This window comes from Paenibacillus sp. CFBP13512, assembly GCF_005233705.1.
Classification (GTDB): domain Bacteria; phylum Bacillota; class Bacilli; order Paenibacillales; family Paenibacillaceae; genus Saccharibacillus; species Saccharibacillus nuruki.
Genome location: NZ_QGAD01000006.1, coordinates 163,365 through 189,057, shown reverse-complemented (window position 1 = coordinate 189,057; position 25,693 = coordinate 163,365). Strand labels below are relative to the sequence as shown.

The following is a 25,693-nucleotide window of genomic DNA, read 5'->3' as shown; positions in this document are numbered from 1 at the left end:
ATCCATTAATGTGAATGAGTCACACTTACTATCAGCAAATGTGTTAGACATGATTAAGGTCGTACGGAAACTGTATCCATATAATTGGACCGGTACTTAAGCTCTGCAAGTAATAAGCGCTTGAGCAAGAGAGGGATGAAAGAAAGAAGATGAGTGGGACTGATCGATATACGCACATACCGAACCAGAATCGCAAAGTAAGCAGCCAGTGTCATCACTGGTGGTAAAGTAGGCACATTTGATCCGCCATCTACATTACCTGCATACCGTGCTGATCCGTATGTCATTTTGCCTGGATAAATTCCAGTTGTGACAGCAAAGTCATAGTCTTCTTCATCTGTTGATTGAAATGGCATACAGAACAACAGCATGATTAGACTCATCAGTACAGCACTCATCATTCGCCTTCGTGCGGGTAAAGTATCCAAGTAGCATCTCCCATTTGAATAGGACGGTAAAGTCGTCCTCATGTATAGTTATATATATTCATATTATTACAAATATATTAACTCTGAATATCGAATATTGAATCAGATTACGGATTAGCTCTATACTAACTTTTGCTTAACGAGTAAGTAAGATAAAGAAAATAATAGCTAATGCAAAGCGATAGTAAGCAAATACATACAATGGAAGACGTTTAAGCAGATTCAAGAATGTTTTGATTGCGACTAGAGCGACAAGGAAAGCCGCAATAAATCCAGCTGCAAAAAATCCGAAGTCATCCATACTTAAATACTGTGCACTTTTGACAAGATCCAATCCTGTTGCTCCGAACATTACCGGTACAGACACTAGAAATGTAAATTCAGCAGCAGCAGTGTGAGATATCCCGAGCAATAGTCCACCTGAGATGGTAGAACCGGAACGAGAAAAGCCTGGCCATAGAGCAAGACACTGGAATAAGCCTACACCAAAAGCCTGCTTGTATGTAATATCATCAACCGTCATATTACCCGCTGAGCGGCCTTTACGCCATTCGGCATAGATCATTAGCAAACCACCGACAACAAGGCTGTAGACGACAGTCATAGGTCCGAAAAGGTGTTCTTTAATGAAGTCATGCAAAATCAATCCAACCACAACAGCTGGCAACATCGCCAAAATAATATGCAAAATGTTTAGACGGCGTTGAGGAGCCATACCATTTTTACTTTTGAGACGACCATTAAATAGATCAGGAATCGTCATCAAAATATCAATAAACTTACGCCAGTACAGTACGACAACCGCAAGTACGGCTCCGAGTTGTACTACAATCTCAAATGTTTTGACCTGTTCTGCATTCTGATCTAGACCAAGTAAATAACTTGTCAAAATCATATGCCCGGTACTGGATACTGGCAAGAACTCTGTCAAGCCTTCAATAATACCCATAATAATCGCTGAAATAATATCCACGAACGGACCTCCTTTTAATGTGAGCATAGGTATAAATGTAATTTACGCTTACTCCATAGTATGAGATAAGACCGTACTCCGTCAATTTGCTAGATAGCCTATGTTATAAAGGTACATTCATGCTATCTTCAGAAAACTGAACGAAAAGAACTAGATATGTAAAGGTTATTGATAAAGTAAGCGTTTGCTTATTTAGAAATAGTTACGATTAGCAACATATAAACTCGCAATTTGTCGATCATAAAAAAATAATTTTTGCAGATAACACTAGCCAAATTCTATAGTATCTGTTATGATTAATTCAGGAATTAGAATAAGTCTAAATTTAAAAATATAAAACGAAAAGAGGAATTATCTATGACATCTCTACAAAACACTTCTACTACAACTGAGACTACACAAACAACTGCATTATATAACGCTTTGAATGTACAAATTGCAAACTGGTCTTTGCTTTATACTAAACTTCACAATTTCCACTGGTACGTCAAAGGTGAAAACTTCTTTACACTACATGCTAAATTCGAAGAATTGTACGATCAAGCAACGGTATACATGGACGATATTGCTGAGCGTTTGTTAGCCATCGGTGGTCAACCTGTAGCTACACTTCGTGAGCAGTTGGAATTGTCTACATTGCTTGAAGCAACAGGTACAGAGCAAGCGAACCAAATGGTCAGTTCACTTGTTGAAGATATCGCAACCGTATCGACAGAATTAACAGAAACAATCGTGCTTGCAGAGCAAGTCAGTGACCAACCGACTGCTGATCTATTGATCGGTATTCGTGGCGAGATTGAAAAAGCAGCATGGATGTTGAACGCTTATCTTGGTCGTTAAGATCATCTGTTATCGGTCACAATAATGAATGTATAGTATAGCCTTTATATAGAAGCCCTTCAGAGTATGATCTGGAGGGCTTTTGTTATCGATAAGATAGAAAGCGACGGTATAGTTTAAAGCTAATCATACTGTTCCTTTGAAACGATAAAATGGGCTATATCTTCTAGTCATCCAAATGCAGTATAGATGCGTATTTTAGAGTGAGTGTGCTATTTATGGAACGATATGGAAAGTCTCTCAGCCCTTATACAGCAAGGATGTGCACGTTCTGTGACAATTGTGTCATAACACTGCCGAAGCGTTGTTTTGTAACGTATAATATGGACAATCCGAATAATGATACACAGACCAATCAGGCGGCCTCCCACCAGAGCGTCGCCTGTTTTTATATGTTGTAGAAGCGATTCTAATTTATAAGATAAAATGAGGTGGAATACATGGCCGTTACACATCCGCTGATGCAAGAAGCTACATTGTTTTTGCATCAATGTTATCAAGAACTTGGCAAAAGTGATGTTGAACTAGAGGCACGTCTGCAACAAGTTGAACATGATATTCAAAACAATGGAAGTTATGAACATACATTTGAAGAATTAGAGCATGGGGCTAAGATGGCATGGCGTAACAGCAATCGCTGTATTGGACGTTTATTTTGGGATAATCTCAAAGTACGGGATCAACGTCATATTCAGGGAACGGAGCAGATTGCTGACTCTTTACTTGAGCATATCCGGTATGCTACAAATGGAGGGAAAGTGCGTCCAACGATCACTATTTTCAGGCCTCGTGCTATAGATGGCTCAGAAATGCGAATTTGGAACCATCAATTGATTCGGTATGCAGGTTATCAAACGAAAGAAGGCATAATCGGTGATCCTGCTTCGCTTGAGTTTACGCAATTTTGTGAACGTTTGGGTTGGACAGGGGCAGGAACTTCGTTTGATGTGCTTCCTTTAGTGATTAGTGAACACAATAGTAGTCCGCGTTGGTTTGAGATTCCGCAAGCCGATGTGATGGAAGTGCCGATGATCCATCCTGATTTTCCGGGATTTACAGAATTGGAATTAAAGTGGTACGCTGTTCCCATCGTTTCTGAAATGCGTCTAAATATTGGCGGTATTCATTATACAGCGGCTCCTTTTAACGGTTGGTATATGGGTACAGAGATTGGTGCACGTAACTTTGCAGATGAACATCGGTATAATTTGTTACCGCAGATGGCGAAGATTATGGGATTGGATACCAGCAGTAAAGCAACACTATGGAAAGATCGTGCATTAGTTGAATTGAATTTGGCTGTGTTATATTCGTTTAAAGAAGCAGGTGTGAGTATTGTGGATCATCACACAGCGGCTTCACAATTTCAGCGATTTGAAGAACGAGAAGCTGAAGCAGGACGTGCTGTAACCGGTAACTGGACATGGCTTATTCCGCCAATGTCACCTGCGACTACACATATTTTCCACCAATCGTATGATAATCGGGTAGTCACTCCCAATTTCTTTTATCAGGATAAACCATATGAACAGAAAGCTTCTGCTTCTCAAGGAGGCTGTCCGTTTCATTAACATGAGAGGAATATTATTTTGAATAAAATGGCAAGGCATATGAAAGGGTTTGTTCATCCGGCACGCTTGATCCCACTGGGTTTTGCAGGGATGATTTTTATTGGAACGATACTTCTGAGTCTTCCGCTAGCGGGTACTAATGGTCATAGTGTAGGGTTATTGAACGCATTTTTCACCGCCACTTCTGCTGTTTGTGTGACAGGGCTTGCTGTGATTGATACGGGAGCCAGCTTTTCATTATTTGGTGAACTGGTCATCATGGTATTGATTCAGATCGGTGGACTCGGATTTATGACGTTCGGGGTGCTGTTTGCTGTGTTATTAGGAAAGCAGATTGGACTCAAGCATCGTTTAATGATCCAGCAAGCGACCAATGCTTTTTCAACGCAGGGATTAGTGAAATTATCGCTTAACATTTTCCTGATCGCTTTTGTACTTGAATTTGTAGCAATGATCACTTTGACACTGCATTGGGGACCGACAATGGGATGGGCACCTGCGCTATATCAGGGCGCTTTTTACGCGATCTCTTCTTTTAATAATGCAGGCTTCTCCTTATCTCCAGATAGCTTGTCCAGTCATGTGGGCGATCCGGTCGTCAATACGGTCGTTATTTCACTATTTGTGATCGGTGGACTTGGATTCATTGTCGTAACCGATATATTGCAAAAGCGCAGATGGCGTCGATTTTCTTTAAATACCAAGTTGGTACTGATGACTTCAGCGATTGCGACCATATTTGGCGTATTGTTTGTACTGATAGTAGAATGGGGCAATCCAGCAACACTTGGGCATTTGAGTATCACCGAGAAAATCTGGGCATCGTTATTCCAGGGCGTTATGCCACGTTCATCCGGTTATAATACCGTCAATATCGGTGGTCTGATGGCGGCAACGCAATTTGTGTTTATTATTCTAATGTTTATTGGAGCTGCCAGTGGTTCCACCGGTGGGGGGATCAAAACCAATACGTTTGCGATTCTAATGCTAGCACTCTATAGTGTCGTACGGGGTCGTAGTGAGATTCGCGCATTTCACCGCAGAATTAGCTTTGATACAGCATTTCGTGCATTAGCAGTTATTATGATCTCGCTGGGTATTGTGTTTACAATGACGATCTTACTGACCATCACGGAAAGTGGAACAGATGCGCAATTTTTAAGTATTTTCTATGAAACGGTATCAGCTTTCGGTACAGTCGGTTCATCAATGGGCTTAACGCCTCATTTAACACCAGCAGGAAAAGTGATCATTATTATTACCATGTTTATCGGTCGTCTTGGTCCACTTGCTCTAGCGTATGCACTAGCACAGAAAAACAAAGAAGCCAAGTTCAGTTACCCGGAAGAAAAGGTACTGATTGGCTGATGTTCTCTGTTGCTTATTAATTGATTTTCTTTTCCCACCAGTTCAATAATTTACTTAGCGAATAGGTGAGGATAAAGTAGATGATCGAAGCTGTGATATAAGGTTCCCAGACCCGCATATATTGTCCTCGCATACTGTTAGCATAATACATCAGTTCCGGAGCGGCGATAATTGCGACTAGAGAAGAGTCTTTGATCAATACAATAAATTCATTACCAAAAGCAGGGATCATTCGCTTGATCGCTTGTGGCAAAATAATATAGCGCATCGTCTGGCGGCGTGTCATCCCGAGGGATAACGCCGCTTCTGTTTGCCCTTTTTCAACCGATTGAATACCAGCACGGAAAATTTCAGCAGTATAGGCGGCTGAATTGAGTGTTAAAGCGACGATTGCAGCTAGAATGGGATCACTTCGATCAAGCAGTAGTGGAATCAGACCAAAGTGAACCATAAGCACTTGCACGAGCAATGGAGTTCCACGAAAAAAGTTAATATAACAAGCTGTCGGTAAGTTGAAATACCATTTGGAAGACATTCGTCCAAATCCCATAATCAATCCAAGGATCGAGCCGAAAATAATACCTGCAAATGAAATACCAATCGTTAACAAAGTCCCTTTTAATAAGATCGGGAGGTAATAAGCGATAATATCGAATCTGAAGTCTGTCATGCAGAGTCCCTTTCTATGTTAAAAGGTTTTTGTAGTGACACAGATGATGAACAGAATAACAATAGACGCATTACGCTTATGAAGTCCCTGCTTTGGTGATTTCAGCTTTTAAATTCGTCAGATCAGGCGCTGTGCCGAACCATTTTTGATAGATTTCAGCATATTTCCCATTGTCGATCACGGTTTGAATGGCAGGATCGATTTTGGCTTTGAGATCGCTATCTTTAGGATAGATCAGTCCATAGTATTCTGAATTAAAATGAGTATTATCGGTGATACCGACTAATTTGTTGTTAGGATTGTTTTTGATATATTCGCTCACCACAGCGATATCTGCGACAACAGCATCTGCACCGCCATTATCCAGTTCCAGCAGTGCTAACGTATTGCTATCGAACTTTTTAAGATTGGTACTATTTTGACCCATAATTTTGGACATCAAGATATCCGCAGTCGTTCCGTTTTGGACAGCGACGGTTTTGTCTTTGAGATCGGTTGCGCTTTTGATGTTACTTCCTTCTTTGACCATAATCATATTGGTTGATTCGAAATAAGGGATTGAGAACGCATACGTTTCTTTACGCTCATCGGTGATCGAGACAGCAGAGATACCTGCTTTGTATTCGGTACCTTGTTTTACACTTTCCAGTAGAGTGTCCCATCCAATATTAGTAACCTCGTATTTCAAACCCGCTTCTTCCATAACAGCCGCTAGAAAATCAATATCAAATCCTGAGACTTTATCCAAATCCATAAATTCCATCGGAGCGTATGAAGCATCTGTAGCAACTTTGATCGTCTCATCACTGGTATTTGTGGTTGTACTTGAATCTGTAGAAGCAGCAGGAGCAGGGTCTTTGGCAGGCGGTGTACCACATGCAGAAAGTATAATTACCATAATTAATGTCATAAAAGTTAACAAATAAATCTTTTTCAAATCGTAACCCCCTATTAATTTACTTTATATGATATGTATATTACCAACTAAGTTCTAAAAGCTCAATAAATATTATTTATTTGTTAGATAAAGTTACATAAATACAAAAAACCTATTCTCTCTTTTGTAAAGTAGGTAGAGAACTACTTTACAAAAGAGAGAATAGGTAACGTCACGATAAGACTATATATTCAGTTAAGATTGAAACTGTACATCCTCAACCGCTAGGACTTGAGCGAAACGGCCATTCCATACATTTTCATGATGAGCAATAATCTGATCGGCACGCAATACAGAGCTATCCAGTGTGCTGGTGCCATCTTTAATCACAATATTTTGCTGATAACCTAGACTATAGGCAGCTCGCATAGAAGTATCGATACAGAATTCAGTCTGTGCACCTGCAAAAATGAGTTGCTGAATCTGATTTTTTTGAAGCCATGGTAGTAGTTCCGTCTGGTAAAAAGCATCCCATTTGGTTTTGCGGAACACAGGATCTTTATCCTGACGATCTAGCTTATGATAGATTTCCCATTCAGGCGTATCGACATATAGATCTTCGCCTGCGGTATAACTGGTGTGTTGAATAAAGATCACCGGACAATCTACAGTACGAGCTTGGGCAATCAGTTGATTGACTTTTGTAGTGAGTCGATCGCGTTGATACAACGCATTTTCAGGCAAATCAAAAAAGATTTCTTGCATATCAACAATAAGTAATGCCTGCTTCATCTTTATTCCTCCGATCACCTATGTATGATGTAAAAACATATTATATCTTAAAAAGCATCTGGATTATATAAATGCGATTGGTGTTTTATACAGAGTTATGGAACAATATAAGACATAAAGTACGCGATCAATCTTACTTATACTCTAGAATCAAAGGATGGATATACCATGAGCGAAGAACGTATCGAAATTAGTAAAAATGTATTGATTGATTGTCTTGGACTCCAAGCAGGAGAGTCTTTGGTTGTAGTGGCTGATGATAGTCGCCAACATCTAGCTGAATCTCTATATGAAGCAGGAAAGCGATTAGGAGCAGAATCGATGTTGATGGTCATGCAAGAGCGTAGCAAATCAGGAGAAGAACCACCTGCTTCGATTGCTACAGCGATGATGAACGCTTCGGTAGCAATCTGTGTAACACGTTATTCGTTAACTCATACCGCTGCACGTAAGCAAGCCGCAGCCGCAGGTACACGAGTAGCGACGATGCCAGGGATTACAGAAGATATGTTCACCCATGGTGCGATCACTGCTGAATATGCCAAAGTGAAAGAATTAACAGAACATGTAACTTCTTTACTGACCAAAGCATCGACAGTCCGTATTGAAAAAGAAGGATATAGCTTATCCTTTTCAATAGAAGAACGTGAAGGTGTTCCGAGTACAGGATTGTATTTGAACCCTGGAGAATCTGGTAATTTACCTTCAGGTGAAGCTTATATTGCTCCGATGGAAGGAACCGCTCAAGGTCAGATCGTGATTGATGGTTCTATTGCAGGGATCGGAGCACTGGATTCTCCATTATTACTGAATATTAGCGAAGGTCGTCTGGTCGCTGCCGAAGGGGATACAGGAGCCGAATTATTGCTGATGTTAGGTGACAGCGATGGACGGATGTTAGGTGAATTTGGAATTGGAACAAATGATAAAGCACGTATTACAGGAATTGTGTTGGAAGATGAGAAAGTCTACGGTACGATCCATGTTGCTTTTGGCAGTAATAATACATTTGGTGGAACAGTTGCAGCAGGTGTACATATTGACGCTGTTGTCCAGAAGCCAGACGTGTATCTGGATGATGTTCTGATTATGCGTGCAGGCGAATTGTTAGCATAAAAAAAGTAAAAAGAGCGACTTCTTGCTATTACAAGAAGTTGCTCTTTTTTTATTATAATAAGTGGATTCAAAGTAATACTTTGTCATTTATTGTAAATATAGAGCTTTTTTATTCTATTGTTAATTACACAGGGAGGAATTTGTTCATGCATCGTAAGTATACACGAAATGTATTATGGATTGTCCCAATGGTTATTTTATTGTTGATGACTGCCTGTACGCCAAGATCTGATTCATCGGAGCAACGAGCAGATGGCAAGGTAGAAATCGATTTTTGGACATTTTGGGGTTCGGAGACTCGTCGTCCGATTATCGAAAAGATTATCAGTGACTTCAATGCTTCGCAGGATCGCATTATTGTTAAGCATACATACCTCCCTTTTGGCGATATTTGGACAAAGAATCTTGCGGCAGTGGCGGCTGGTAATCCGGCGGATGTCATTATTAATGATTACGCCAACGTAAACCTCCGGGCGAGCAAAAATCAAAATACCAATCTAACCCCTTATTTGCAAAAAGATAATATTGAAGCCAATTTCTATCCAGAATTATGGAAAAATGTACTTTATAACAATGAAGCATATGCGTTACCGTTTAATACCGATACACGAATGCTGTATTATAACAAAACTGCTTTTAAAGAAGCAGGGCTTGATCCCAATCATCCTCCGCAAACATGGGCAGAATTGGAAGAATATGCTCAAAAATTAGATAAAAAAAGTGGCGATACCTATCAACAAGTTGGGTTCTATCCACTTTGGGGTGATTTTGGGATAGATAGTTGGTTGATCAACGGAGACAACGGTCAAGGGTACTTTGATGATAATAATCAGACCACGATCAATACTCCGGGCAAAGTAGACACGCTGAAATGGTTGCTGTCCTGGCAAGATCGTCTAGGTCGTCAGACGGTAGATGCGATGAAAGCCGAATTCGGTAATGGACAAAGCGATGCTTTTATTTCAGGTAAAGTCGCTATGTATATTCAGACAGGAACGTATAACACTCAACTTGAAGAGTTTGGCAAAGACCTCGATTTTGGTGTAGCTCCGATTCCAGAACGTGAAAGTGGTTCCGGTCATTGGAGTAGTGGTGGTGGATTCGTTGTAGAAATTCCTCGTGGAGCTAAGCATCCAGCGGAAGCTTGGGAATTTATGAAGTATCTAACAGGTGTAGAAGCTCAGAAATACTGGGCCATCAAAAATTTTGATAATGTCGCTAATATGGAAGCCGCACAAGATCCAGAAGCGAATCAGAATCCAGTCTACAAATCTTCAGTGGAAAATCTAGAAAGTACCAAATTATTCCCTATTCCATTAAGTGCTCCTGATTATAAAAATCTAATTAATCCACATATGGATGCTGTATTGCTGGGAAAAGAAACGCCCGAGCAAGCTTTAACAGCGGCGCAACAAGATATACAGAACTTGATGGCGCAAAATACAAAATAAATCAATCATTATGTAATTCAAGTGTAGAGGCGAGAGTGGACTCGGAGCTAATCCTTGTTAAACTCTCGCTTCCTACGTTCATAAAGGGGGTCAATCATGAAAGCAACGATCGGGCACAAACGTCCGAAACTGTCTAAATTAGCCCGTCAGGAAGAAAGACAAGGGTATATGTTTATACTGCCGTGGTTGATTGGATTATTTGGGATTACATTGTTTCCTATGTTATTTTCGCTGTATGCCAGTTTTACCAATTATGATGTGACCTCACGAATGGACTTTATCGGGATAGACAATTATAGACGGATGTTTTCCGATGATCCTTTGTTCTGGACGTCTTTAGGAAACACATTATATTATGTCGTATGGATGGTTCCTCTAACGACGATCGGTTCTGTGCTACTGGCTTTGTTATTAAATGAGAAGATCTTAGGGATGCGCTTTTTCCGCACGATCTATTATTTGCCTGCTGTACTATCTGGAGTCGGTGTCTATTTTCTATGGATGCAATTATTAAGTCCAACCAGTGGGTTAATCAATACCTTATTATCTTGGGTAGGTATATCAGGCCCTGCTTGGTTAAGTGATCCGGTATGGACTAAGCCGGCAATTATTTTGATGAAAATGTGGGCAGTAGGCGGAGGGATGTTATTATATCTAGCGAGCTTACAAGGTGTACCTTCACAACTCTATGAAGCGGCTAAGCTAGATGGAGCTTCTGTGTTTCGTCGATTCTGGCATATCACGTTGCCGATGATTTCGCCTGTCATTTTCTTTGATGTTGTAACCAGTTTTATCGGTGGATTTCAAGTATTTCAAGAAGGATATGTTATGACTGAAAGTGGTAACGGTGGACCTATGAATTCACTACTTTTTTATAATCTGCATATGTGGCACAAAGCGTTTACTGTGTTTGATATGGGCTATGCCATGGGTATGGCATGGGTGCTATTTGTGATCGTGCTTGTACTGACTTTAATCAATATGAAATTATCCAGACGCTGGGTGTATTATGAAGGAGATGATCAATAATGGGACGTGTACAGCCGTATATCTCACCGCAGATACATCACAAAAAGCGTCTATCTCCACGTCAAATCATTATTTTTATCATTCTGGCGTTAGGAAGTGTCTTATTCTTATTGCCCCTCTGGTGGATGATCGCAACATCGTTAAAGTCGATGCAAGAAATTGCTCAATATCCGCCTACGTTTATCCCGCAAGAATTTCATCTGGATAATTATATTCGTACATGGGCAGCAGCTCCATTTACTCAATATACGTTGAATACCTTATTGCTTTCCTTTTTTGCAGTCACTGGTAATGTGATTGTGAACGCATTTGTTGCGTATGGATTTGCACGTATTCGATTTCGTGGTAAAAAAATATGGTTTTCCATTTTGCTAGCGACTATGATGATTCCGGGATTTGTTACCCTTATTCCGCAATATGTGATGTTTTCCAAATTACATTTAGTAGGCACTTATTATCCGTTAATTATTCCGCAGTTTTTGGGAAGTGCTTTTTATATTTTTATGTTGCGACAGTTTTATTTAAGTATTCCTCGTGAACTGAGTGAAGCCGCGAAGATTGATGGAGCCAGTCACTTTTATACATGGTTAAGAGTGATTATTCCACTATCCAAGCCTGCACTAGCAACGATTGCGATTCTTTCATTTAACGGCGCATGGAATGACTTTTTGGGTCCACTGTTGTATGTAAATGATGAGTCGCTGTATACCTTGCAAATCGGTCTGCAATCTTTTCGAGGAAGTGTACAGACACAATGGAATTATCTGATGGCAGGTTCTGTACTGGTATTATTGCCTGTGATTGTGTTGTTCTTTATTTTTCAACGTTATTTTATCGAAGGGATGAATTTGACCGCAGGTACCAAAGGATAAGTCACTATAGTATTGCAACTCCATTAAGCGTTATCCTATTCTACCGAAGAAAGGGATACGCTTTTTTGGTGTGTTAGGATAGTATGATAGAGCAGAAGATAGATCTAGCAACAATGTGAATATGGTGGTGAACAAAATGAGAGTGCTAGAATTGACGATACAAGAGTTATTAAAGATTCCTTTGTTACATCAAACAAAGGTGATAAGCGGTGCACAAGGGCTGGATCGTGTAGTCAAAACGATTGATATTATTGAAGAACCTTATGAGATTGCAGGAGATAAGCAAGGAGTACTTATTCTGGTGACCGCATATGCGCTTCGAGATCGTCCAGCGTTATTACTGACAATGATTCAACAGTTACATCAAAGTGGAGCAGCAGGTCTGGTGATCAAATCGGTACAGGTGCTTGATCATATTTCAGCAGAAGCGAAAGAGCTAAGTGATCAGTATGGACTTCCCTTGATCGAATTACCAGAAGACATTTCATATAGTGATATCACTCATGCTGTTATCGAACAAGCACTTCATCGACAAGAAGTGTTACTGCAACGATCAGATGAAGCGTATCGTACATTAACCACCATGGTTCTTGAAAATATAGGTATCCAAGCGGTAAGCGATCATGTGGCAGGACTACTCAAAGCACCTGTCGCTGTGATCAACCATAGTGAAGAATTGATCGTCTCCTCACCCATCGGTTGGGATTTCCATCATGCTCAGTATCCTGTCCGGCGAAATATTAATGTCGATCAGCGTAGTGTCGCTTATCTGTTAGTCGATAAAGAGAATTTAGATGCAATGGAAGAAGTGGGGATTGAACAAGCACGATTAGTACTGGCGCTAGAACTGATGCGTAACAAAATTATCGAAGACACTGAAAACCGTTTACGGGGTAATTTTATAGATGAATTGATGACACCACCGGCTCCTCCTCGTCATGAAGTCGAAGAGCGTGGTCAACAATTAGGAATGAATCCTTCTCATTTGTGGGAAGTGGCTGTGATTGAAGGACGTGTAGCACCGGATGAAGAATGGCTGACACGCTTATTGTACCAAGAAGCCGCCAAGTATAATATTCGTCCACATATCGAGTTTCGTAGTAATCGTGCGATTCTATTTCTACCTACGCCTCAAGTGAATGCAGATCATGCGGGAGATCAGCGCCAACAGACTATTCCATGGGCAGATATTGTGTTGTCATGGTTAAATGATAAAGAAGGCAAATTAGCAGGCTATCGCTCGGGTATTGGTCGCCCCAAAGCGTTGTGGGATATCCATGAAGGATTTAGCGAAGCCCGTAATGCACTAACGATTTCTCGCCGATTGAGCGGGGAAACTTCTTTGACCGCTTACAAAGATATCGAAGTCTATCATTTACTACGTGGCACGATGGATGAGAAAGGGTTCGGTATACTATTTGACCGTAAGCTCGGTAAGCTCAAGCAATATGACGAAGAACATACGACCGATTTATTACGGACACTTTTCTTCTATCTGGAAAGTCGAAGTAGCTTGATTGATACTGCTCATTTGCTATCGATCCACCGCAATTCAGTAAAGTATCGGTTAGAACGTATTCGAGATATTACAGGATTTGATCTTAACGATCCTCATGAGCAATTTGTCTACCAGATGTGCTTGATCTACTATTACCTGTTAGAACGTCCCGAATAATGAAAGGATCCAAGTCGTTTTCTCATCAGAGAGAACGGCTTTTTATTTTAAATTTTAGTTACACAGAAGCTTAATCAATTAATGATTTTGACCGATAAATAATAAGCAAGATAGTTAGCAAATGATGTTGTACTGGGGATAACAACAGAGATTGCACATGAATAAGTACGAACAGAGTTACATTTTTACAGGTAAACAGCATAAATAGGGGGAGTACGAAAAGGTATGGCAAGATTAGGATTTCGAGAAAAGATGGTTATTTATATTAGTATCGTTATTATTATTGGAAGTGGATTATTGGGTTATTATGCAGTTCAACGTGCCAGTAGCCAAATGATTCAAGCTTCTCACCAAAAACTACTTGGCGATCTGGAAAGTGGTTATTTGTTAATGGATGCGATGTATCCCGGGGAATGGGAAGCACGTGATGGGAAATTGTATAAAGGCTCGCAGGTCATGAATGATCAATTTGCATGGATAGATCAATTTGGTCAAAAAACAGGGGATACCGCTACTTTATTTTTAAATGATACTCGAATTGCTACAAATGTGATCAAAGAAGATGGGCAACGTGCAACAGGTACCCAAATCTCAGATACAGTCGGTAATATCGTATTAAAACAAGGTCAATCCTATACAGGCGAAGCGAATGTAGTCGGGCAAGTCAATCAAGCCGCATATATGCCTCTTCAAAATGCTTCGGGTGAAGTGATTGGTATCTGGTATGTGGGTGTGCCTAATGCTCCTTATGAAGAAGCCAATGCTAGTTTTGAAAAAGGGATTATTTTATTCGTTGTATTAGAAATTGTTGCTGCAATGATTGTAGTGTGGTTAGTAACGAAGCGTCTGTTACGTCCTTTAATTATGATCACTCGGGCTGCTGAGCAAGTCGCAGGGGGCAGTCTACAAGTAGAGCTTCCTGTAGTACGTAGTCAAGATGAGATTGGACGTTTAAGTCTGTCGATTCGTGCCATGATGGATAATTTATCGCATCTAATGGCAGACATTCGCCAGAATATGTATTCTTCGGCAAGTCAGATCAGTGATTCGTCAGAGCACTTTTCCAGATCACTCGAACAGATGAGTCATTCGTATAGTGAGGTTGTACTTAGTAATAAAGAAATGAATAGCAACGCGTCTTCAGGCAACCAAGTGATTCACGAATCCAATGATATTATGCAGACACTCTCACATCTTATTACTCGTGCTGCGATTCGTATCAACGGAGCTGTGCAGGATTCAGAATATACACAAGAAACAGCGCAACGAGGCAAAGAAACGATGACACAAACGATTCAATCGTTAGAAGCATTTGCCCAAGCCGCTGTTGAAAATGGGAAAATCGTACAGGAGTTAGATAGCTATTCCAAAGAAATTCAATTGATTGCACATACGATCTCAGAGATTGCAGGATCGACAAATCTGCTAGCTCTGAATGCTTCGATAGAAGCTGCACGTGCAGGAGAAGCAGGGCGAGGATTCGCAGTAGTCGCTTCAGAAGTCAGACGACTGGCTGAACAAGCAAGTGAAGGAGCACAATCAGTAGAACAATTCACTTCCAAAATGAGTGTATCGATTACTCGTGCTGTAGAGACGTTGAATCAAGGCAGTCTCCATCTTGCATCCGGTCGTGCTGCGGCGCAATCATCTGAAGAAGCTTTGGAAGCGATCTGGCAAGCGGTAGGAACAACAGCGATCAGTATTGGTGAAGTATCTGTGATTGCTCAAGAAAAAATCGAGTGTTCTCAAAAGGTAAAAGCAAAATTAATTCAGTTAGAAGAAACGATTGAACACGCCCTTCAATCTTCTAATAAAGTATTGGTTGTATCAGAAACCGTAGGAACTGAGATTGAACAACTGGCGGCAAGCTCACAGCAGTTAGATGCGATGTCATCTCAATTGCAAGCAGCAGTATCTAAAGTTTTTTCGTAATCTAATCGGATAATGTCTTAGAAAATATCACAAATCAAATACCCGCTGAACCGACCATAGATGATCGATTCAGCGGGTATTTGTTGTACACATAGCCAATCTGTTCAAGTCCAAGCAGAAGGGTCCCAACGCAGATCAGAAGTGATCGGCATATCATGACTCACTTGTTCTAACAATGTATCTGCATCATCAGAATAGACCAATCGGCTTAACGAAGACGAACCTGAAAATCCTTCACGAACAGTATGTTGAATCAACTGTAACAGAGGTTCATAATACTGATTCACATTATATAATCCTAACGGCTTATGATGAATTCCAATCTGTGACCAGCATAATACCTCAAATAATTCTTCCAGTGTACCTAATCCACCGGGTAAAGCGATAAAAGCATCTGCCATTTCTTGCATCATTGCTTTACGTTCATGCATACTGTCGACTCGAATCAATTCACTTAATCCTTGATGGCCTCGTTCGCTATGTAGCAATCCAGCAGGCATAATTCCTGTGACTGTACCTCCTGCTTGTAAAGCGGCATCCGCGATAGCACCCATCAATCCCAGTCGTGAACCTCCATAAATCAAATGAATCTCATGTTCAGCAATACGTTGACCTAACAATGATGCGTATTGCAAATAATCACTATTATATCCTGTACCCGAGCCTGCAAATACACATATTGATCTCATACTATTCACTCCTTATGCAAGGTATATATCTGTATAGTATATATACCCTTTATCAGCGCAATATAAGAAAAAGCCTTGAATATATTCAAGGCTTGATCCCCTAATAGAACTTTAATAAAGAAATAGATAAGCAAAATTGAATTATTGCGGATTATTTGTCCATAGACCTGCGCTTTTCAGCAACACACGAGAAGGTAATTTAAGTGCAGCTACAACCAATTCAGCCAAATCTTCCGGTTGCATCATACGATCTTCTTCACCAATCGGTAGCCCTGCATTGACTGCAAGTGGCGTATTCACTGTACTTGGTGTTAGCGCAGTTACACGGATATTGAATTTGCGTACTTCTTGCATTAATGATTCAGTCATACCCATCACAGCAAATTTGGAAGCGCAATAAGCTGATCCTGTAGCGAATCCACGTTCACCCGCAGTAGAAGCGATATTGATAATATCTCCGCTTTCTTGTGCGATCATACCTGGTAACAATTCATGAGTCACATAGTATGTACCCATCAGGTTAACACGTAGAATTTGTTCCCATTCTGCCGGGTCCATATCAACCATTTTACCGAAGCTACCGATTCCAGCATTATTGATCAGAATATCTACACGTCCCAAAGAAGCCGCAAGTGAAGCAACTGCCTGACGTGCTTCTTCCGAGTTCCCGATATCTGCTGTCGCTGTAAATACTTGAATATCATAAGTAGAAGTCAATTCAGCCTTCAACTGTTCTAGATCTGAAGCAGTACGTGCTAGTAATCCTAATTGCACGCCTTCTTTCGCAAGAGCTTCAGCAATCGCTTTACCGATTCCTTTACCTGCTCCTGTGATAATAGCTGTTTTATGATGAATATCCATAGATGAAATCCTCCTAGTAATCGTGTGATAGATTGCGTACCTATTATACTCTTCCGAACTCATCGGGGCAAAATTAAAGCAATTACTTTTGAGAAAATGTAATAAAATCAGTTACAAATTCCGACAATTCCTATATACTGATATATTGTGGAATTTAATTCCTAGAAAGTGAAGGGATGCCTTTTGGATCAAGATTATGTTCAACCTATTATTGAAAAATTATTGCACCGCGCCAATAGTCATGTGCACGTGTTAACCAAACCGTATTTTCCAGGTGATCGTTCGATAGGTGGCAAGTTCGGTATGAACAGCCGTACGATTACTTTATATATTCAAGAAATTGAAGAACAATGTATCGAGCTATTTGGATCGTTACAACCTATCGAATCTTATATTCAGATCATTTTTGCTCATGAATTAGGTCATGCTCATGATCCGATGTTAGAAATGTTAGCTGATGAATTAGAGCAGTGTTCGGATTCTTTGCAATCTGCACGGATTGCTTTGCGAATTGAAGAAAATGCGTGGGAATATGCACGCGATTTATTGCCTGACGTAGAACTTTTTATTTTTGAAACGATTCTGGATCGTTCTTTAGAAGCGTATTATGATGCGTTAAATGCCCATCAGACAGGGAATATTGCATGATCTTACATCTAACGAACTACCAATATACAATGATAAAAAGATAGATTAGTCACACGAACATGTGTACTGATTTATCTTTTTTTGTTACAATAAATACAAACTAGGAGGTGTATTTATGAAATTCAAAGATTCATCCAAGCGTCGTGTTATTTTGTTTATAGCTATGTCTTTAGACGGGTATATAGCGGATGAACAAGGAAGTGTAGAGTGGTTAGAACAGATTGAAGGGGAAGGTGATAACGGGTATAACGATTTTATAGAGCAGGTTGATACGATTTTTATGGGTAGACATACATATGAAGTTATTCAGGGGTTTGATATGCCTTTTCCATATCAGGATAAGCAGTGTTATGTATTTTCTCGTTCATCTCAGCAGGCAGACGAACATGTTACTCCTATTCAAGAAGAATTAACATCGTGGGTACCACAGCAATTAGAACAATCAGGTAAGCATATCTGGTTAATGGGCGGCGGTCAGCTTGTTCATGAATTTTTGCAACATCATTGGATCGATGAAATGATCATTACGATAGCACCTGTGATGTTAGGTTCAGGAATCCCCCTTTTCCGAGAAGGATTCCCGACCTCATCATGGATTGCTCAAGAGACTCGTTCGTATGGACAACTCGTCACACTACATTATGTTAAGCCTGACTTGCTGCAATCGCCTGCTCCAGATCAGCAATAATATCCGAAATATGTTCTGTTCCTACCGATAAACGAATCAATTCTGGACGTACGCCCGCAGCCAGTTGTTGTTCTTCCGTTAACTGCTGATGGGTTGTACTGGCAGGATGAATAATAAGCGACTTGGAATCACCTACATTAGCAAGATGTGAAAATAATTGAACTTGCTCAATCAATTTCTTCCCGGCATCAGCGCCACCACGAATCCCAAATGTCAGAATCGCTCCTTGACCTTTAGGTAAATATTTCTGTGCCAAATCGTAAGAAGGGTGACTGGCTAGACCGGGATAGCTTACCCATTCGACTTGCGGATGTTGCTCTAGAAAAGCAGCCACTTGACTAGCATTTTCACTATGACGTTCCATTCGCAGATGGAGCGTCTCTAATCCTTGTAACAATAACCACGAGTTAAATGGAGCAATCGGCGCGCCTAGATCACGCATCAGTTGTACACGGGCTTTGATAATATAAGCAATAGCACCTACCGCTTCGGTATACACTAAGCCGTGATAACTCGGATCAGGCTCAGTTAAGCCTGGAAATTTACCATGGGCTGTCCAATCGAACTTCCCACTGTCTACAATCACACCACCTATAGATGTACCATGACCTCCGATAAACTTGGTCGCCGAATGCACTACAATATCCGCTCCATGTTCGATCGGACGAAGCAAGTAAGGACTTGGAAAAGTATTATCGACAATTAGCGGAATTCCATGCTCATGGGCAATCGCAGCAACAGCTTCGATATCCAGCACATTTCCTAGCGGATTACCTACCGTTTCTGCATAAAGCGCTTTCGTCTGATCTGTAATCGCTGCTCGGAACGTCTCCGGATCGTCTGAATTAACAAATGTAACTTCTATACCAAGCTTAGGCAATGTATTAGCAAATAAGTTGTATGTACCTCCATATATACTCGCCGCGGATACAATATGATCACTGCTACTGGCAATATTGAGAATCGAAAATGTGATCGCGGCTTGTCCTGATGCGGTAGCCAGTGCACCTGCGCCACCTTCCAAAGCAGCAATCCGTTGTTCAAATACATCCGTTGTCGGGTTCATCAGACGGGTATAGATATTACCAAATTCGTTGAGTGCAAATAAATTAGCCGCATGTTCACTATCACGGAATCCATATGAAGAAGTCTGATATAACGGTACAGCTCTTGAAAAAGTAGTCGGATCGATTTCTTGTCCTGCATGAATAGCTAACGTTTCGAATGAAAAAGGTTGATGTTCAGACATAAGCTCAAATCTCCTTTAACCAAATAGAATAGGTGAATAGAGGCTGTCGAATCAGAGGTGTTGTTCATTCTCAATTTTACCTATTTTCGCATGATCTGATGTAATATTCAATCTTAATTTTATAATTCCTATAAAAATAGTATGCTTTATAGCTGGAGTACATATAGTTTTGTGAATAAAGTGTTGATATTTAACACATAAAAGCTTCTCTTGAATGACTTTCACTCTTTGAAAATAAGGGTAATATCAGACGAGGAGGGTGATCTTATGCGAAAACGTGATGCAACGAGAAGAAAGAATCTACCACGAAAATCACGTCGGATGCGTATACGTAAACCAGATGAAACCAGTCTTGTTGTGGATCTAACACATCGGCGTATCTTTACCAACAATCGGTATGAACTATTCCGGCTATTGAATGATATTTTTACAACACTTTGTTTTTTGACAGGTAGTTATTTCTTTTTTACCAGTGAAACGAAAACAGGCACGATTATGTTTATTATCGGTAATGCGAATACATTGCTGCGAGCGATTATTTCTATTATTCAACGTGTTCATATGGAATGGATTGACGATGAAAAAGGAAAAGAGACTTTTTATCCTTCTAAATAAACAGCAGGATATAAAGATAATATAAAGCACACCGTTTGCATTCAGATTATAGATGATTATGAAAACAAAAAACGGCAACAAAAAACCTCAACGATAAGAGTTGAGGTTTTTTTATATTTAACTCTAACATACGCTCTATTTAATTCTAAGATAGGCTCTATAGAAATGCTGATTACCGATTTACTTTTTTCAACGCTTGAGTCGCTGGGCCTTCAATCACCTCACCATTATAGGCGAATCGTGCTCCGTGACAAGGACAATCCCACGAGCGTTCAGCTTCATTCCAACCGACTTCACAACCCATATGGGTACATGTCGTATCCACCATATGTAGAGCGCCCTCTGGATCACGATAAGCACCGGTGCGTTTCCCATGATGCCAGATGACTCCGCCTTCATCATTGTCCAGATCATCGGCTTTACGGCGGTTAAAGTCTAATTTACCTGTAATCATTTCTTTAGCCACGTTCGCATTTTGGACAACAGCTGTTTTGATCTTAGTCAATAACGGTTGCTTGCGAGAAGGGTTAAACAGTTCAGCATACCGATTATCACGGCCCATAATCATATCTGTCATCATATGAGCTGCAAGTGTACCTGAAGTCATCCCCCATTTGGCAAAAGCGGTACCGACTAGAATATTCGGCTCATCTTCTGTGATATAACCAATACATGGGATATCATCAAGCGAAAATAAATCTTGAGCTGACCAGCGGTACGGAATTTCTTTGATCCCCAGTAACATGCCTACAAAGTGTTCCAAACCTTCATAATGCGTAATCGTCTCATCTTCTTGACCTGTTTTGTGTCCATTACCGCCAACGATCAACATTTCTTGTCCATCAATCGTAGCCGAACGAAGAGAGTGTTTTGGTTCATCTACACTCAGATACATCCCACCGGCAAAAGTCGTCTCTGCGCGAACCGCTAATGTATAAGAACGTTGAGCACGTAGACGAGCAAAGTAAAATCCGTTCTGGTCAGTGACTGGATAATGCGATGCGGATACTACTTTGTCGCAAGTGATACCAAATTCCTGATCTTGTATCAACAGACGTGGACGATCTCCTGATTCCACTTCTTCAATCATCGTATCTTCATAGACTGTTCCACCAAGTAAAAGGAATTGTTGCAACAAGAACACAAGGTACTGTAACGGATGGAATCGTGCTTGATCCGGTAAAGCGATAGCTCCTTTGACGCTTAACGGAATAGGCAACGAATCAACCCATTCGCCAGGAATACCCAGCTTACGGTAAGCATCCATTTCTTTTTCCAACTTTTTGAGTGTAGCATCGTCTGACTCTACATAGATGTAAGATGTCTCTTGTTGCCAATCACAATCAATCTGATGTTCTTCAACCAGACGGCGCATATAATGGAGTGCTTCTTGGGCACCTTCATAATAAAGAATCGCTTCTTCTTCACTAAAATTGCTGATCAACTCATTATAGATCATGCCATGTTGCGAGCTGACTTTGGCAGTTGTATATCCTGTCGTTCCATCTAATACTTTGCCACTTTCTACTAAGACTACTTTTTTACCTTCTTGAGCCAGTAGATAAGCCGCTGTAATGCCTGTGATCCCTGCTCCTACAACAACAATCTCTGTATCCAATTCTCCTTGCACACTAGGAAAAGTAGGCAGATCTACCGTAGCTCTCCATAGCGAGGATGGATATTCAGGTAAATTTTGAGGCGATGTATTTTCAGACGTTTCTTCATGAGATGGTTCTTGCATCGTTGTCCTCCGTCCGGTTCTGTAATAAGAACGCTATAATTTGAAATTCATAGGTTTTCATTTTTATTATTACCACCGTATGGATAAGACTAAGCGCTTGGATATACGTGAAAAGATGTATATGCAGGAATTTCATGGTAAAATAGAACACTTCACCAACTACAAAGGAGAGATACATATGACCCAAGCAACGAAAAAACGCAAATCACGTCTGTTTATCATGGGAAGTGTCGTTTTACTTTTGGCTGTAATGACAGGATGCCAACGAAGTCAATCAGCGACGCCAGCGACTACGGAACAACCGTCTACAACGCCAACCCAGACTACTGAAAATGCAGCAAGTAATCAAGCAAATAGCATATCAACAAGTTCCAAAGCAGATTCAACTACATTCACAGAAGAGCAAGTAGAGCAAGCTATCCAATTCGCTGCTAATTACAAAAAAGATCAATATACAGTAGGAGAGGAATACAAGAAAAAAACTTCACTAGAAGAAATGATCGAACAAGAAATGACGAAAAATGAATCCTATCTTACAGAAAAACAATTACAATATCAGACTGTATCCAGACTGCTCACTTTACCTATGCAGTTAGCTGTTAAAAAGCAAAGTACGTTAAGCCCTGAAGATCTAGAAATACACAAAAAAGAACCCCAAACCAGACAAGGGGTTCTGCAACTTTCTTATACAATGAAGATCGCTTTTGCGAACGGAGAGCCAAGTATTCCTGTCGAGGGAGAATTACAATTACAGCCTACCGCAGATACATGGAAAGTTAGCTATGATGTGTTTAATCATAACGACTTATTTAACATCATCAATGCCAAATCGTAAAGTGTAAACTACATTTGTATAGAAATATGATCATGGTAATTATCGCAATTATCGAAGTAATTCTTGTAAAGTCTGTTGCCAGCGTTCCAATACTTCGTCTACTTGATGAAGCTCAATCGTGATACCGGAAGTAAGGGTAGCATATTTGGCGGTATCTTCGCGAATATGCTCGATGGTAGCGACAAATCGTGCTCTAGCATAGAGGGCATCTGGTAACGCTGGCAAAGGCGTAAGCGATACACGCAAAGCATAAGATACCTCTTGCCAGACAAACGTTAGTAACGCTTGCCCAGTACGTAAAATATTAGTGGTCGTTGTTGTACCTTCCCATAGAGCGAGTCGTAGATGCTCGCTATCTATGGCGATCACTTCACCGACACTGACCATGGCTTGATGCGGATACCCATCTTCATTAACCGTAAGAAGAGGCATCGCTAATTGCTGTTTTTCATGTAATTGCTGTCCATCGAATAACTCTAATAGGACAGGGGAAAGTGAGACAGTATTCATCAATGGACACATCCTTTTCTAAAAAAAATGTCTTGCTATACCCTAACCATCTATGTTAAAAATATATTAATTATACCCGAGTCTGTTGAACCTGTAATCTCTGGGATAGAAGCAGGAAGATTCAACGACTTGAATTGGAGAAGGAGGTGAGGCAGGATGTTGTATTTCCTATTATCTATTACGCTTGAGCGCAGACCGCTTGGTAGCTATAGTATTATTCATTCATTTGGCGAAGACGGGAGAAGTCTGTCCAAAAATGAATATCTTTATTATGGCGAAATGCCGCTCCTGCCTTTATCTCCAGACGGATACAGAGCGTAAGTTTGTCTAGATACGAAGCTACGATTGATCGGTGCAACGGAAAGCAATTCCGATATAATCAATTCGTACGTTCTAGCAAGCCACACGTAACACTCTATACCTGCTGGCATATAAAGCGTCTGCTCTGATGCAAGCAAAAACAGAGAAGTCGCAGGGACATTTCCCTGCGGCTTTTTTGTGTTCTTTACCCTATGCGCACAGATCAGATCGCAAGGCAGAAGCGCATTTCCCTCTACTTTATATACTCAGAGGAGAATGAACAATATGTCTATTATGATCGCCTGTCAGCAGGTTCAACAATATTATGGTGCCGAGCATGTGTTAACGAATGTTACTTTTGAAATTCACAGTGGTCACAAAGTCGGACTGATCGGAATGAATGGGGCAGGCAAAACAACGCTGTTTCGCATTTTGTCCGGTCAAGACAAACCGTTTCAAGGAGAAGTCCATATCCAAAAAGGCGCTAGAGTGGGTTATCTGCAACAGATGCCTGTCTATGCTCCAGATATAACGATCTTAGAAGTTCTGCAAGAAAGCTTTATTCATCTGACCCAATTGCAAGAACGAATGGAGCAACTAAGTATACAGATGTCAGACGAACATCTGGGAGAAGAACAGATGCAACGGGTACTTCAGCAGTATGGAGAAGCACTGGATACCTTTGAGCGTGGAGGCGGGTATGAAATGTCTGCTCGAATCGATCGAATCGCAAATGGTCTAGGGATTCCTGCTGAGCATTACGATCGGTCGTTCGAAGGGCTATCCGGTGGAGAAAAGACTAAAGTCGGTCTGGCCACACTATTACTCACCGATCCAGATATTCTGCTTTTAGATGAGCCGACCAACCATCTAGATATGGATGCAGTGGTCTGGTTAGAACAATTTATCAGTCAATCGACAGCAACGGTAGTCGTGATTTCGCATGATCGTTATTTTTTAGATAAAGTAGTCCATCAAATTGTAGAACTAGAGGACGGAGAAGCTACCACGTATCCGATGAGCTATTCGGCATATCGAGATGAGAAACAGCGCCGTCTGGTCAGACAATTCGAAGATTACAAAGATCAGCAAAAAGAAATTAAACGCATCAAAGAGTCGATCAAACGTCTGATCGAATGGGGGAATCGCTCTAATCCGCCTAACCCATCGTTCCACCGCAAAGCCGCTTCGATGCAGAAAGCATTAGATCGTATGGAAAAGGTTAAACGTCCAATTATGGATCGTGCACAGATTGAACTGGATTTGAGACAGAAAGATCGTTCCGGTGATCGTGTATTAGTACTGGATCGAGTCAATAAACGCTATGGAGATAAAGTCTTGTTAAACCAAGCCTCGGCTCTATTACGATATGGGGAAAATGCTGCGATTATCGGTGGCAATGGTGCAGGGAAAACGACCTTATTACGTATGATACTGCAACAAGAATCAATCGATGCCGGCACATTGTCACTCGGCTCACGTGCCGAAGTCGGCTATCTGGCGCAAGAAGCCGCTCCACCTGATCTGGGAGAAACAGTACTGCAATGGTTCAAGCTAGCGGCGAAGATGGAAGAAGGCGAAGCCAGAGGACAGTTGGCGAAGTTCTTATTTTACGGATCAGACGTGTTCAAAAAAGTCTCCGGTCTATCCGGTGGCGAATGGAGCCGTCTCCGTCTAGCCATCCTGATGCACGAACGCCCGAATCTGCTGATTCTGGATGAACCGACCAACCATCTGGATATTTCCGCCAGAGAAGCACTGGAAGAAGCATTAGAAGAATTTCCAGGAACGATTTTGACCGTTTCCCATGATCGCTATTTTATCAATCGAATTGCCGGTCAGATTTGGAGTCTGGATGGTGGAGTGTTGAGTGTGAATTTGGGGAATTATGAGGATTGGAGAGAGTGGCAGGAGAAGATTTGATTAAAAAAAAGAACCTTTACATTTAATGTAAAGGTTCTTT

At 40.8% G+C, this 25,693-nt stretch carries 25 protein-coding genes; 15 read left to right on the top strand and 10 right to left on the bottom strand.

The annotated features are described in order from the left end of the window. Positions 1-53: 53 nt before the first annotated feature. Together PaeCFBP13512_RS11265 and bacA are read right to left on the bottom strand one after the other, a co-directional pair. Positions 54-428 carry a hypothetical protein gene (locus PaeCFBP13512_RS11265; RefSeq protein ID WP_137223124.1) on the bottom strand — a complete coding sequence of 125 codons (375 nt, stop codon included), beginning with the start codon at positions 426-428 and terminating at the stop codon, positions 54-56. 136 nt (positions 429-564) lie between these two features. Continuing rightward, positions 565-1,401 carry an undecaprenyl-diphosphate phosphatase gene (gene bacA, locus PaeCFBP13512_RS11260; RefSeq protein WP_069327676.1) on the bottom strand — a complete coding sequence of 279 codons (837 nt, stop codon included), beginning with the start codon at positions 1,399-1,401 and terminating at the stop codon, positions 565-567. Between the two features lie 357 nt (positions 1,402-1,758). On the opposite strand from bacA, the gene PaeCFBP13512_RS11255 reads away from it, so the two are divergent. The 3 genes from PaeCFBP13512_RS11255 to PaeCFBP13512_RS11245 all read left to right on the top strand — a co-directional run bounded on the left by PaeCFBP13512_RS11255 (position 1,759) and on the right by PaeCFBP13512_RS11245 (position 5,180). Next, positions 1,759-2,241, top strand: a complete 483-nt coding sequence (locus PaeCFBP13512_RS11255; RefSeq protein ID WP_069327677.1) for a Dps family protein — start codon at positions 1,759-1,761, stop codon at positions 2,239-2,241. 440 nt (positions 2,242-2,681) lie between these two features. Continuing rightward, the gene (locus PaeCFBP13512_RS11250; RefSeq protein ID WP_137223122.1) at positions 2,682-3,812 is read left to right on the top strand and encodes a nitric oxide synthase oxygenase; all 1,131 of its coding nucleotides are present in this window, start codon (positions 2,682-2,684) and stop codon (positions 3,810-3,812) included. Between the two features lie 39 nt (positions 3,813-3,851). After that, positions 3,852-5,180, top strand: a complete 1,329-nt coding sequence (locus PaeCFBP13512_RS11245) for a TrkH family potassium uptake protein (protein ID WP_241669350.1) — start codon at positions 3,852-3,854, stop codon at positions 5,178-5,180. 16 nt (positions 5,181-5,196) lie between these two features. Here PaeCFBP13512_RS11245 and PaeCFBP13512_RS11240 read toward each other — a convergent pair whose 3' ends face one another. The 3 genes from PaeCFBP13512_RS11240 to PaeCFBP13512_RS11230 form a co-directional block, all read right to left on the bottom strand. Then, positions 5,197-5,850 carry an amino acid ABC transporter permease gene (locus tag PaeCFBP13512_RS11240; protein WP_069327679.1) on the bottom strand — a complete coding sequence of 218 codons (654 nt, stop codon included), beginning with the start codon at positions 5,848-5,850 and terminating at the stop codon, positions 5,197-5,199. Between the two features lie 76 nt (positions 5,851-5,926). Continuing rightward, positions 5,927-6,787 carry a basic amino acid ABC transporter substrate-binding protein gene (locus PaeCFBP13512_RS11235; RefSeq protein WP_137223118.1) on the bottom strand — a complete coding sequence of 287 codons (861 nt, stop codon included), beginning with the start codon at positions 6,785-6,787 and terminating at the stop codon, positions 5,927-5,929. A gap of 195 nt (positions 6,788-6,982) precedes the next feature. Continuing rightward, positions 6,983-7,519 (bottom strand): cysteine hydrolase family protein, encoded by a 537-nt coding sequence (locus tag PaeCFBP13512_RS11230; protein ID WP_137223116.1) that lies wholly within the window; start codon positions 7,517-7,519, stop codon positions 6,983-6,985. A gap of 168 nt (positions 7,520-7,687) precedes the next feature. Here PaeCFBP13512_RS11230 and PaeCFBP13512_RS11225 point away from each other — a divergent pair, with 168 nt between their 5' ends. The 6 genes from PaeCFBP13512_RS11225 (at position 7,688) to PaeCFBP13512_RS11200 (ending at position 15,594) form a co-directional block, all read left to right on the top strand. Continuing rightward, positions 7,688-8,635, top strand: a complete 948-nt coding sequence (locus PaeCFBP13512_RS11225; protein ID WP_137223114.1) for an aminopeptidase — start codon at positions 7,688-7,690, stop codon at positions 8,633-8,635. A 146-nt stretch (positions 8,636-8,781) separates the two neighbouring features. Beyond that, on the top strand, positions 8,782-10,086 hold the full coding sequence (locus PaeCFBP13512_RS11220) for an ABC transporter substrate-binding protein (protein WP_137223112.1): 1,305 nt from the start codon (positions 8,782-8,784) through the stop codon (positions 10,084-10,086). A 96-nt stretch (positions 10,087-10,182) separates the two neighbouring features. After that, positions 10,183-11,115: a carbohydrate ABC transporter permease gene (locus PaeCFBP13512_RS11215; RefSeq protein WP_069327684.1), complete on the top strand. Its 933-nt coding sequence runs from the start codon at positions 10,183-10,185 to the stop codon at positions 11,113-11,115. After that, on the top strand, positions 11,115-11,987 hold the full coding sequence (locus tag PaeCFBP13512_RS11210) for a carbohydrate ABC transporter permease (RefSeq protein ID WP_069327685.1): 873 nt from the start codon (positions 11,115-11,117) through the stop codon (positions 11,985-11,987). The genes PaeCFBP13512_RS11215 and PaeCFBP13512_RS11210 overlap by 1 nt, the downstream gene beginning before the upstream one ends. Before the next feature lie 136 nt (positions 11,988-12,123). Then, the gene (locus PaeCFBP13512_RS11205) at positions 12,124-13,662 is read left to right on the top strand and encodes a PucR family transcriptional regulator (protein WP_137223110.1); all 1,539 of its coding nucleotides are present in this window, start codon (positions 12,124-12,126) and stop codon (positions 13,660-13,662) included. A 225-nt stretch (positions 13,663-13,887) separates the two neighbouring features. Then, the gene (locus tag PaeCFBP13512_RS11200) at positions 13,888-15,594 is read left to right on the top strand and encodes a methyl-accepting chemotaxis protein (protein ID WP_137223108.1); all 1,707 of its coding nucleotides are present in this window, start codon (positions 13,888-13,890) and stop codon (positions 15,592-15,594) included. Positions 15,595-15,698: 104 nt separating this feature from the next. Here the strand turns inward: PaeCFBP13512_RS11200 and PaeCFBP13512_RS11195 are convergent, their stop codons facing one another. Next, complete coding sequence (locus tag PaeCFBP13512_RS11195) at positions 15,699-16,283, bottom strand: TIGR00730 family Rossman fold protein (RefSeq protein ID WP_069327688.1); 585 nt, start codon at positions 16,281-16,283, stop codon at positions 15,699-15,701. A 141-nt stretch (positions 16,284-16,424) separates the two neighbouring features. Next, positions 16,425-17,144, bottom strand: a complete 720-nt coding sequence (locus tag PaeCFBP13512_RS11190; protein WP_069327689.1) for a 3-ketoacyl-ACP reductase — start codon at positions 17,142-17,144, stop codon at positions 16,425-16,427. A 183-nt stretch (positions 17,145-17,327) separates the two neighbouring features. Here PaeCFBP13512_RS11190 and PaeCFBP13512_RS11185 point away from each other — a divergent pair, with 183 nt between their 5' ends. Together PaeCFBP13512_RS11185 and PaeCFBP13512_RS11180 are read left to right on the top strand one after the other, a co-directional pair. After that, on the top strand, positions 17,328-17,792 hold the full coding sequence (locus PaeCFBP13512_RS11185; protein WP_137223106.1) for a hypothetical protein: 465 nt from the start codon (positions 17,328-17,330) through the stop codon (positions 17,790-17,792). A 115-nt stretch (positions 17,793-17,907) separates the two neighbouring features. Beyond that, on the top strand, positions 17,908-18,480 hold the full coding sequence (locus tag PaeCFBP13512_RS11180) for a dihydrofolate reductase family protein (RefSeq protein WP_137223104.1): 573 nt from the start codon (positions 17,908-17,910) through the stop codon (positions 18,478-18,480). On the opposite strand, the gene PaeCFBP13512_RS11175 is transcribed toward PaeCFBP13512_RS11180, so the two are convergent. After that, positions 18,437-19,729 (bottom strand): homocysteine synthase, encoded by a 1,293-nt coding sequence (locus tag PaeCFBP13512_RS11175; RefSeq protein WP_137223102.1) that lies wholly within the window; start codon positions 19,727-19,729, stop codon positions 18,437-18,439. The genes PaeCFBP13512_RS11180 and PaeCFBP13512_RS11175 overlap by 44 nt on opposite strands. 267 nt (positions 19,730-19,996) lie before the next feature. Here PaeCFBP13512_RS11175 and PaeCFBP13512_RS11170 point away from each other — a divergent pair, with 267 nt between their 5' ends. Continuing rightward, positions 19,997-20,344: a YrhK family protein gene (locus tag PaeCFBP13512_RS11170; RefSeq protein ID WP_069327693.1), complete on the top strand. Its 348-nt coding sequence runs from the start codon at positions 19,997-19,999 to the stop codon at positions 20,342-20,344. A gap of 172 nt (positions 20,345-20,516) precedes the next feature. On the opposite strand, the gene PaeCFBP13512_RS11165 is transcribed toward PaeCFBP13512_RS11170, so the two are convergent. Then, positions 20,517-22,085, bottom strand: coding sequence for an FAD-dependent oxidoreductase (locus PaeCFBP13512_RS11165; RefSeq protein ID WP_137223100.1), 1,569 nt, complete (start codon positions 22,083-22,085; stop codon positions 20,517-20,519). A 178-nt stretch (positions 22,086-22,263) separates the two neighbouring features. On the opposite strand from PaeCFBP13512_RS11165, the gene PaeCFBP13512_RS11160 reads away from it, so the two are divergent. Next, the gene (locus PaeCFBP13512_RS11160; protein WP_137223098.1) at positions 22,264-22,920 is read left to right on the top strand and encodes a hypothetical protein; all 657 of its coding nucleotides are present in this window, start codon (positions 22,264-22,266) and stop codon (positions 22,918-22,920) included. A gap of 48 nt (positions 22,921-22,968) precedes the next feature. Here PaeCFBP13512_RS11160 and PaeCFBP13512_RS11155 read toward each other — a convergent pair whose 3' ends face one another. Beyond that, positions 22,969-23,430: a pyridoxamine 5'-phosphate oxidase family protein gene (locus PaeCFBP13512_RS11155; protein ID WP_137223096.1), complete on the bottom strand. Its 462-nt coding sequence runs from the start codon at positions 23,428-23,430 to the stop codon at positions 22,969-22,971. Between the two features lie 156 nt (positions 23,431-23,586). Between PaeCFBP13512_RS11155 and PaeCFBP13512_RS23210 the strand changes: the two genes are divergently transcribed. Both PaeCFBP13512_RS23210 and abc-f read left to right on the top strand, forming a co-directional pair. Beyond that, positions 23,587-23,751 carry a hypothetical protein gene (locus tag PaeCFBP13512_RS23210; RefSeq protein WP_161594256.1) on the top strand — a complete coding sequence of 55 codons (165 nt, stop codon included), beginning with the start codon at positions 23,587-23,589 and terminating at the stop codon, positions 23,749-23,751. Between the two features lie 264 nt (positions 23,752-24,015). Continuing rightward, the gene (abc-f, locus tag PaeCFBP13512_RS11150) at positions 24,016-25,653 is read left to right on the top strand and encodes a ribosomal protection-like ABC-F family protein (RefSeq protein WP_137223094.1); all 1,638 of its coding nucleotides are present in this window, start codon (positions 24,016-24,018) and stop codon (positions 25,651-25,653) included. Positions 25,654-25,693: the final 40 nt, after the last annotated feature.

Bases quoted from the DNA above. Each gene is read 5' to 3' on its own strand.
- PaeCFBP13512_RS11255 (WP_069327677.1), top strand. From the start codon at position 1,759: ATGACATCTCTACAAAACACTTCTACTACAACTGAGACTACACAAACA.
- PaeCFBP13512_RS11250 (WP_137223122.1), top strand. From the start codon at position 2,682: ATGGCCGTTACACATCCGCTGATGCAAGAAGCTACATTGTTTTTGCAT.
- PaeCFBP13512_RS11245 (WP_241669350.1), top strand. From the start codon at position 3,852: ATGAAAGGGTTTGTTCATCCGGCACGCTTGATCCCACTGGGTTTTGCA.
- PaeCFBP13512_RS11240 (WP_069327679.1), bottom strand. From the start codon at position 5,850: ATGACAGACTTCAGATTCGATATTATCGCTTATTACCTCCCGATCTTA.
- PaeCFBP13512_RS11230 (WP_137223116.1), bottom strand. From the start codon at position 7,519: ATGAAGCAGGCATTACTTATTGTTGATATGCAAGAAATCTTTTTTGAT.
- PaeCFBP13512_RS11225 (WP_137223114.1), top strand. From the start codon at position 7,688: ATGAGCGAAGAACGTATCGAAATTAGTAAAAATGTATTGATTGATTGT.
- PaeCFBP13512_RS11220 (WP_137223112.1), top strand. From the start codon at position 8,782: ATGCATCGTAAGTATACACGAAATGTATTATGGATTGTCCCAATGGTT.
- PaeCFBP13512_RS11215 (WP_069327684.1), top strand. From the start codon at position 10,183: ATGAAAGCAACGATCGGGCACAAACGTCCGAAACTGTCTAAATTAGCC.
- PaeCFBP13512_RS11210 (WP_069327685.1), top strand. From the start codon at position 11,115: ATGGGACGTGTACAGCCGTATATCTCACCGCAGATACATCACAAAAAG.
- PaeCFBP13512_RS11205 (WP_137223110.1), top strand. From the start codon at position 12,124: ATGAGAGTGCTAGAATTGACGATACAAGAGTTATTAAAGATTCCTTTG.
- PaeCFBP13512_RS11200 (WP_137223108.1), top strand. From the start codon at position 13,888: ATGGCAAGATTAGGATTTCGAGAAAAGATGGTTATTTATATTAGTATC.
- PaeCFBP13512_RS11195 (WP_069327688.1), bottom strand. From the start codon at position 16,283: ATGAGATCAATATGTGTATTTGCAGGCTCGGGTACAGGATATAATAGT.
- PaeCFBP13512_RS11190 (WP_069327689.1), bottom strand. From the start codon at position 17,144: ATGGATATTCATCATAAAACAGCTATTATCACAGGAGCAGGTAAAGGA.
- PaeCFBP13512_RS11180 (WP_137223104.1), top strand. From the start codon at position 17,908: ATGAAATTCAAAGATTCATCCAAGCGTCGTGTTATTTTGTTTATAGCT.
- PaeCFBP13512_RS11175 (WP_137223102.1), bottom strand. From the start codon at position 19,729: ATGTCTGAACATCAACCTTTTTCATTCGAAACGTTAGCTATTCATGCA.
- PaeCFBP13512_RS11170 (WP_069327693.1), top strand. From the start codon at position 19,997: ATGCGAAAACGTGATGCAACGAGAAGAAAGAATCTACCACGAAAATCA.
- PaeCFBP13512_RS11165 (WP_137223100.1), bottom strand. From the start codon at position 22,085: ATGCAAGAACCATCTCATGAAGAAACGTCTGAAAATACATCGCCTCAA.
- PaeCFBP13512_RS11160 (WP_137223098.1), top strand. From the start codon at position 22,264: ATGACCCAAGCAACGAAAAAACGCAAATCACGTCTGTTTATCATGGGA.
- PaeCFBP13512_RS11155 (WP_137223096.1), bottom strand. From the start codon at position 23,430: ATGAATACTGTCTCACTTTCCCCTGTCCTATTAGAGTTATTCGATGGA.
- PaeCFBP13512_RS23210 (WP_161594256.1), top strand. From the start codon at position 23,587: ATGTTGTATTTCCTATTATCTATTACGCTTGAGCGCAGACCGCTTGGT.
- abc-f (WP_137223094.1), top strand. From the start codon at position 24,016: ATGTCTATTATGATCGCCTGTCAGCAGGTTCAACAATATTATGGTGCC.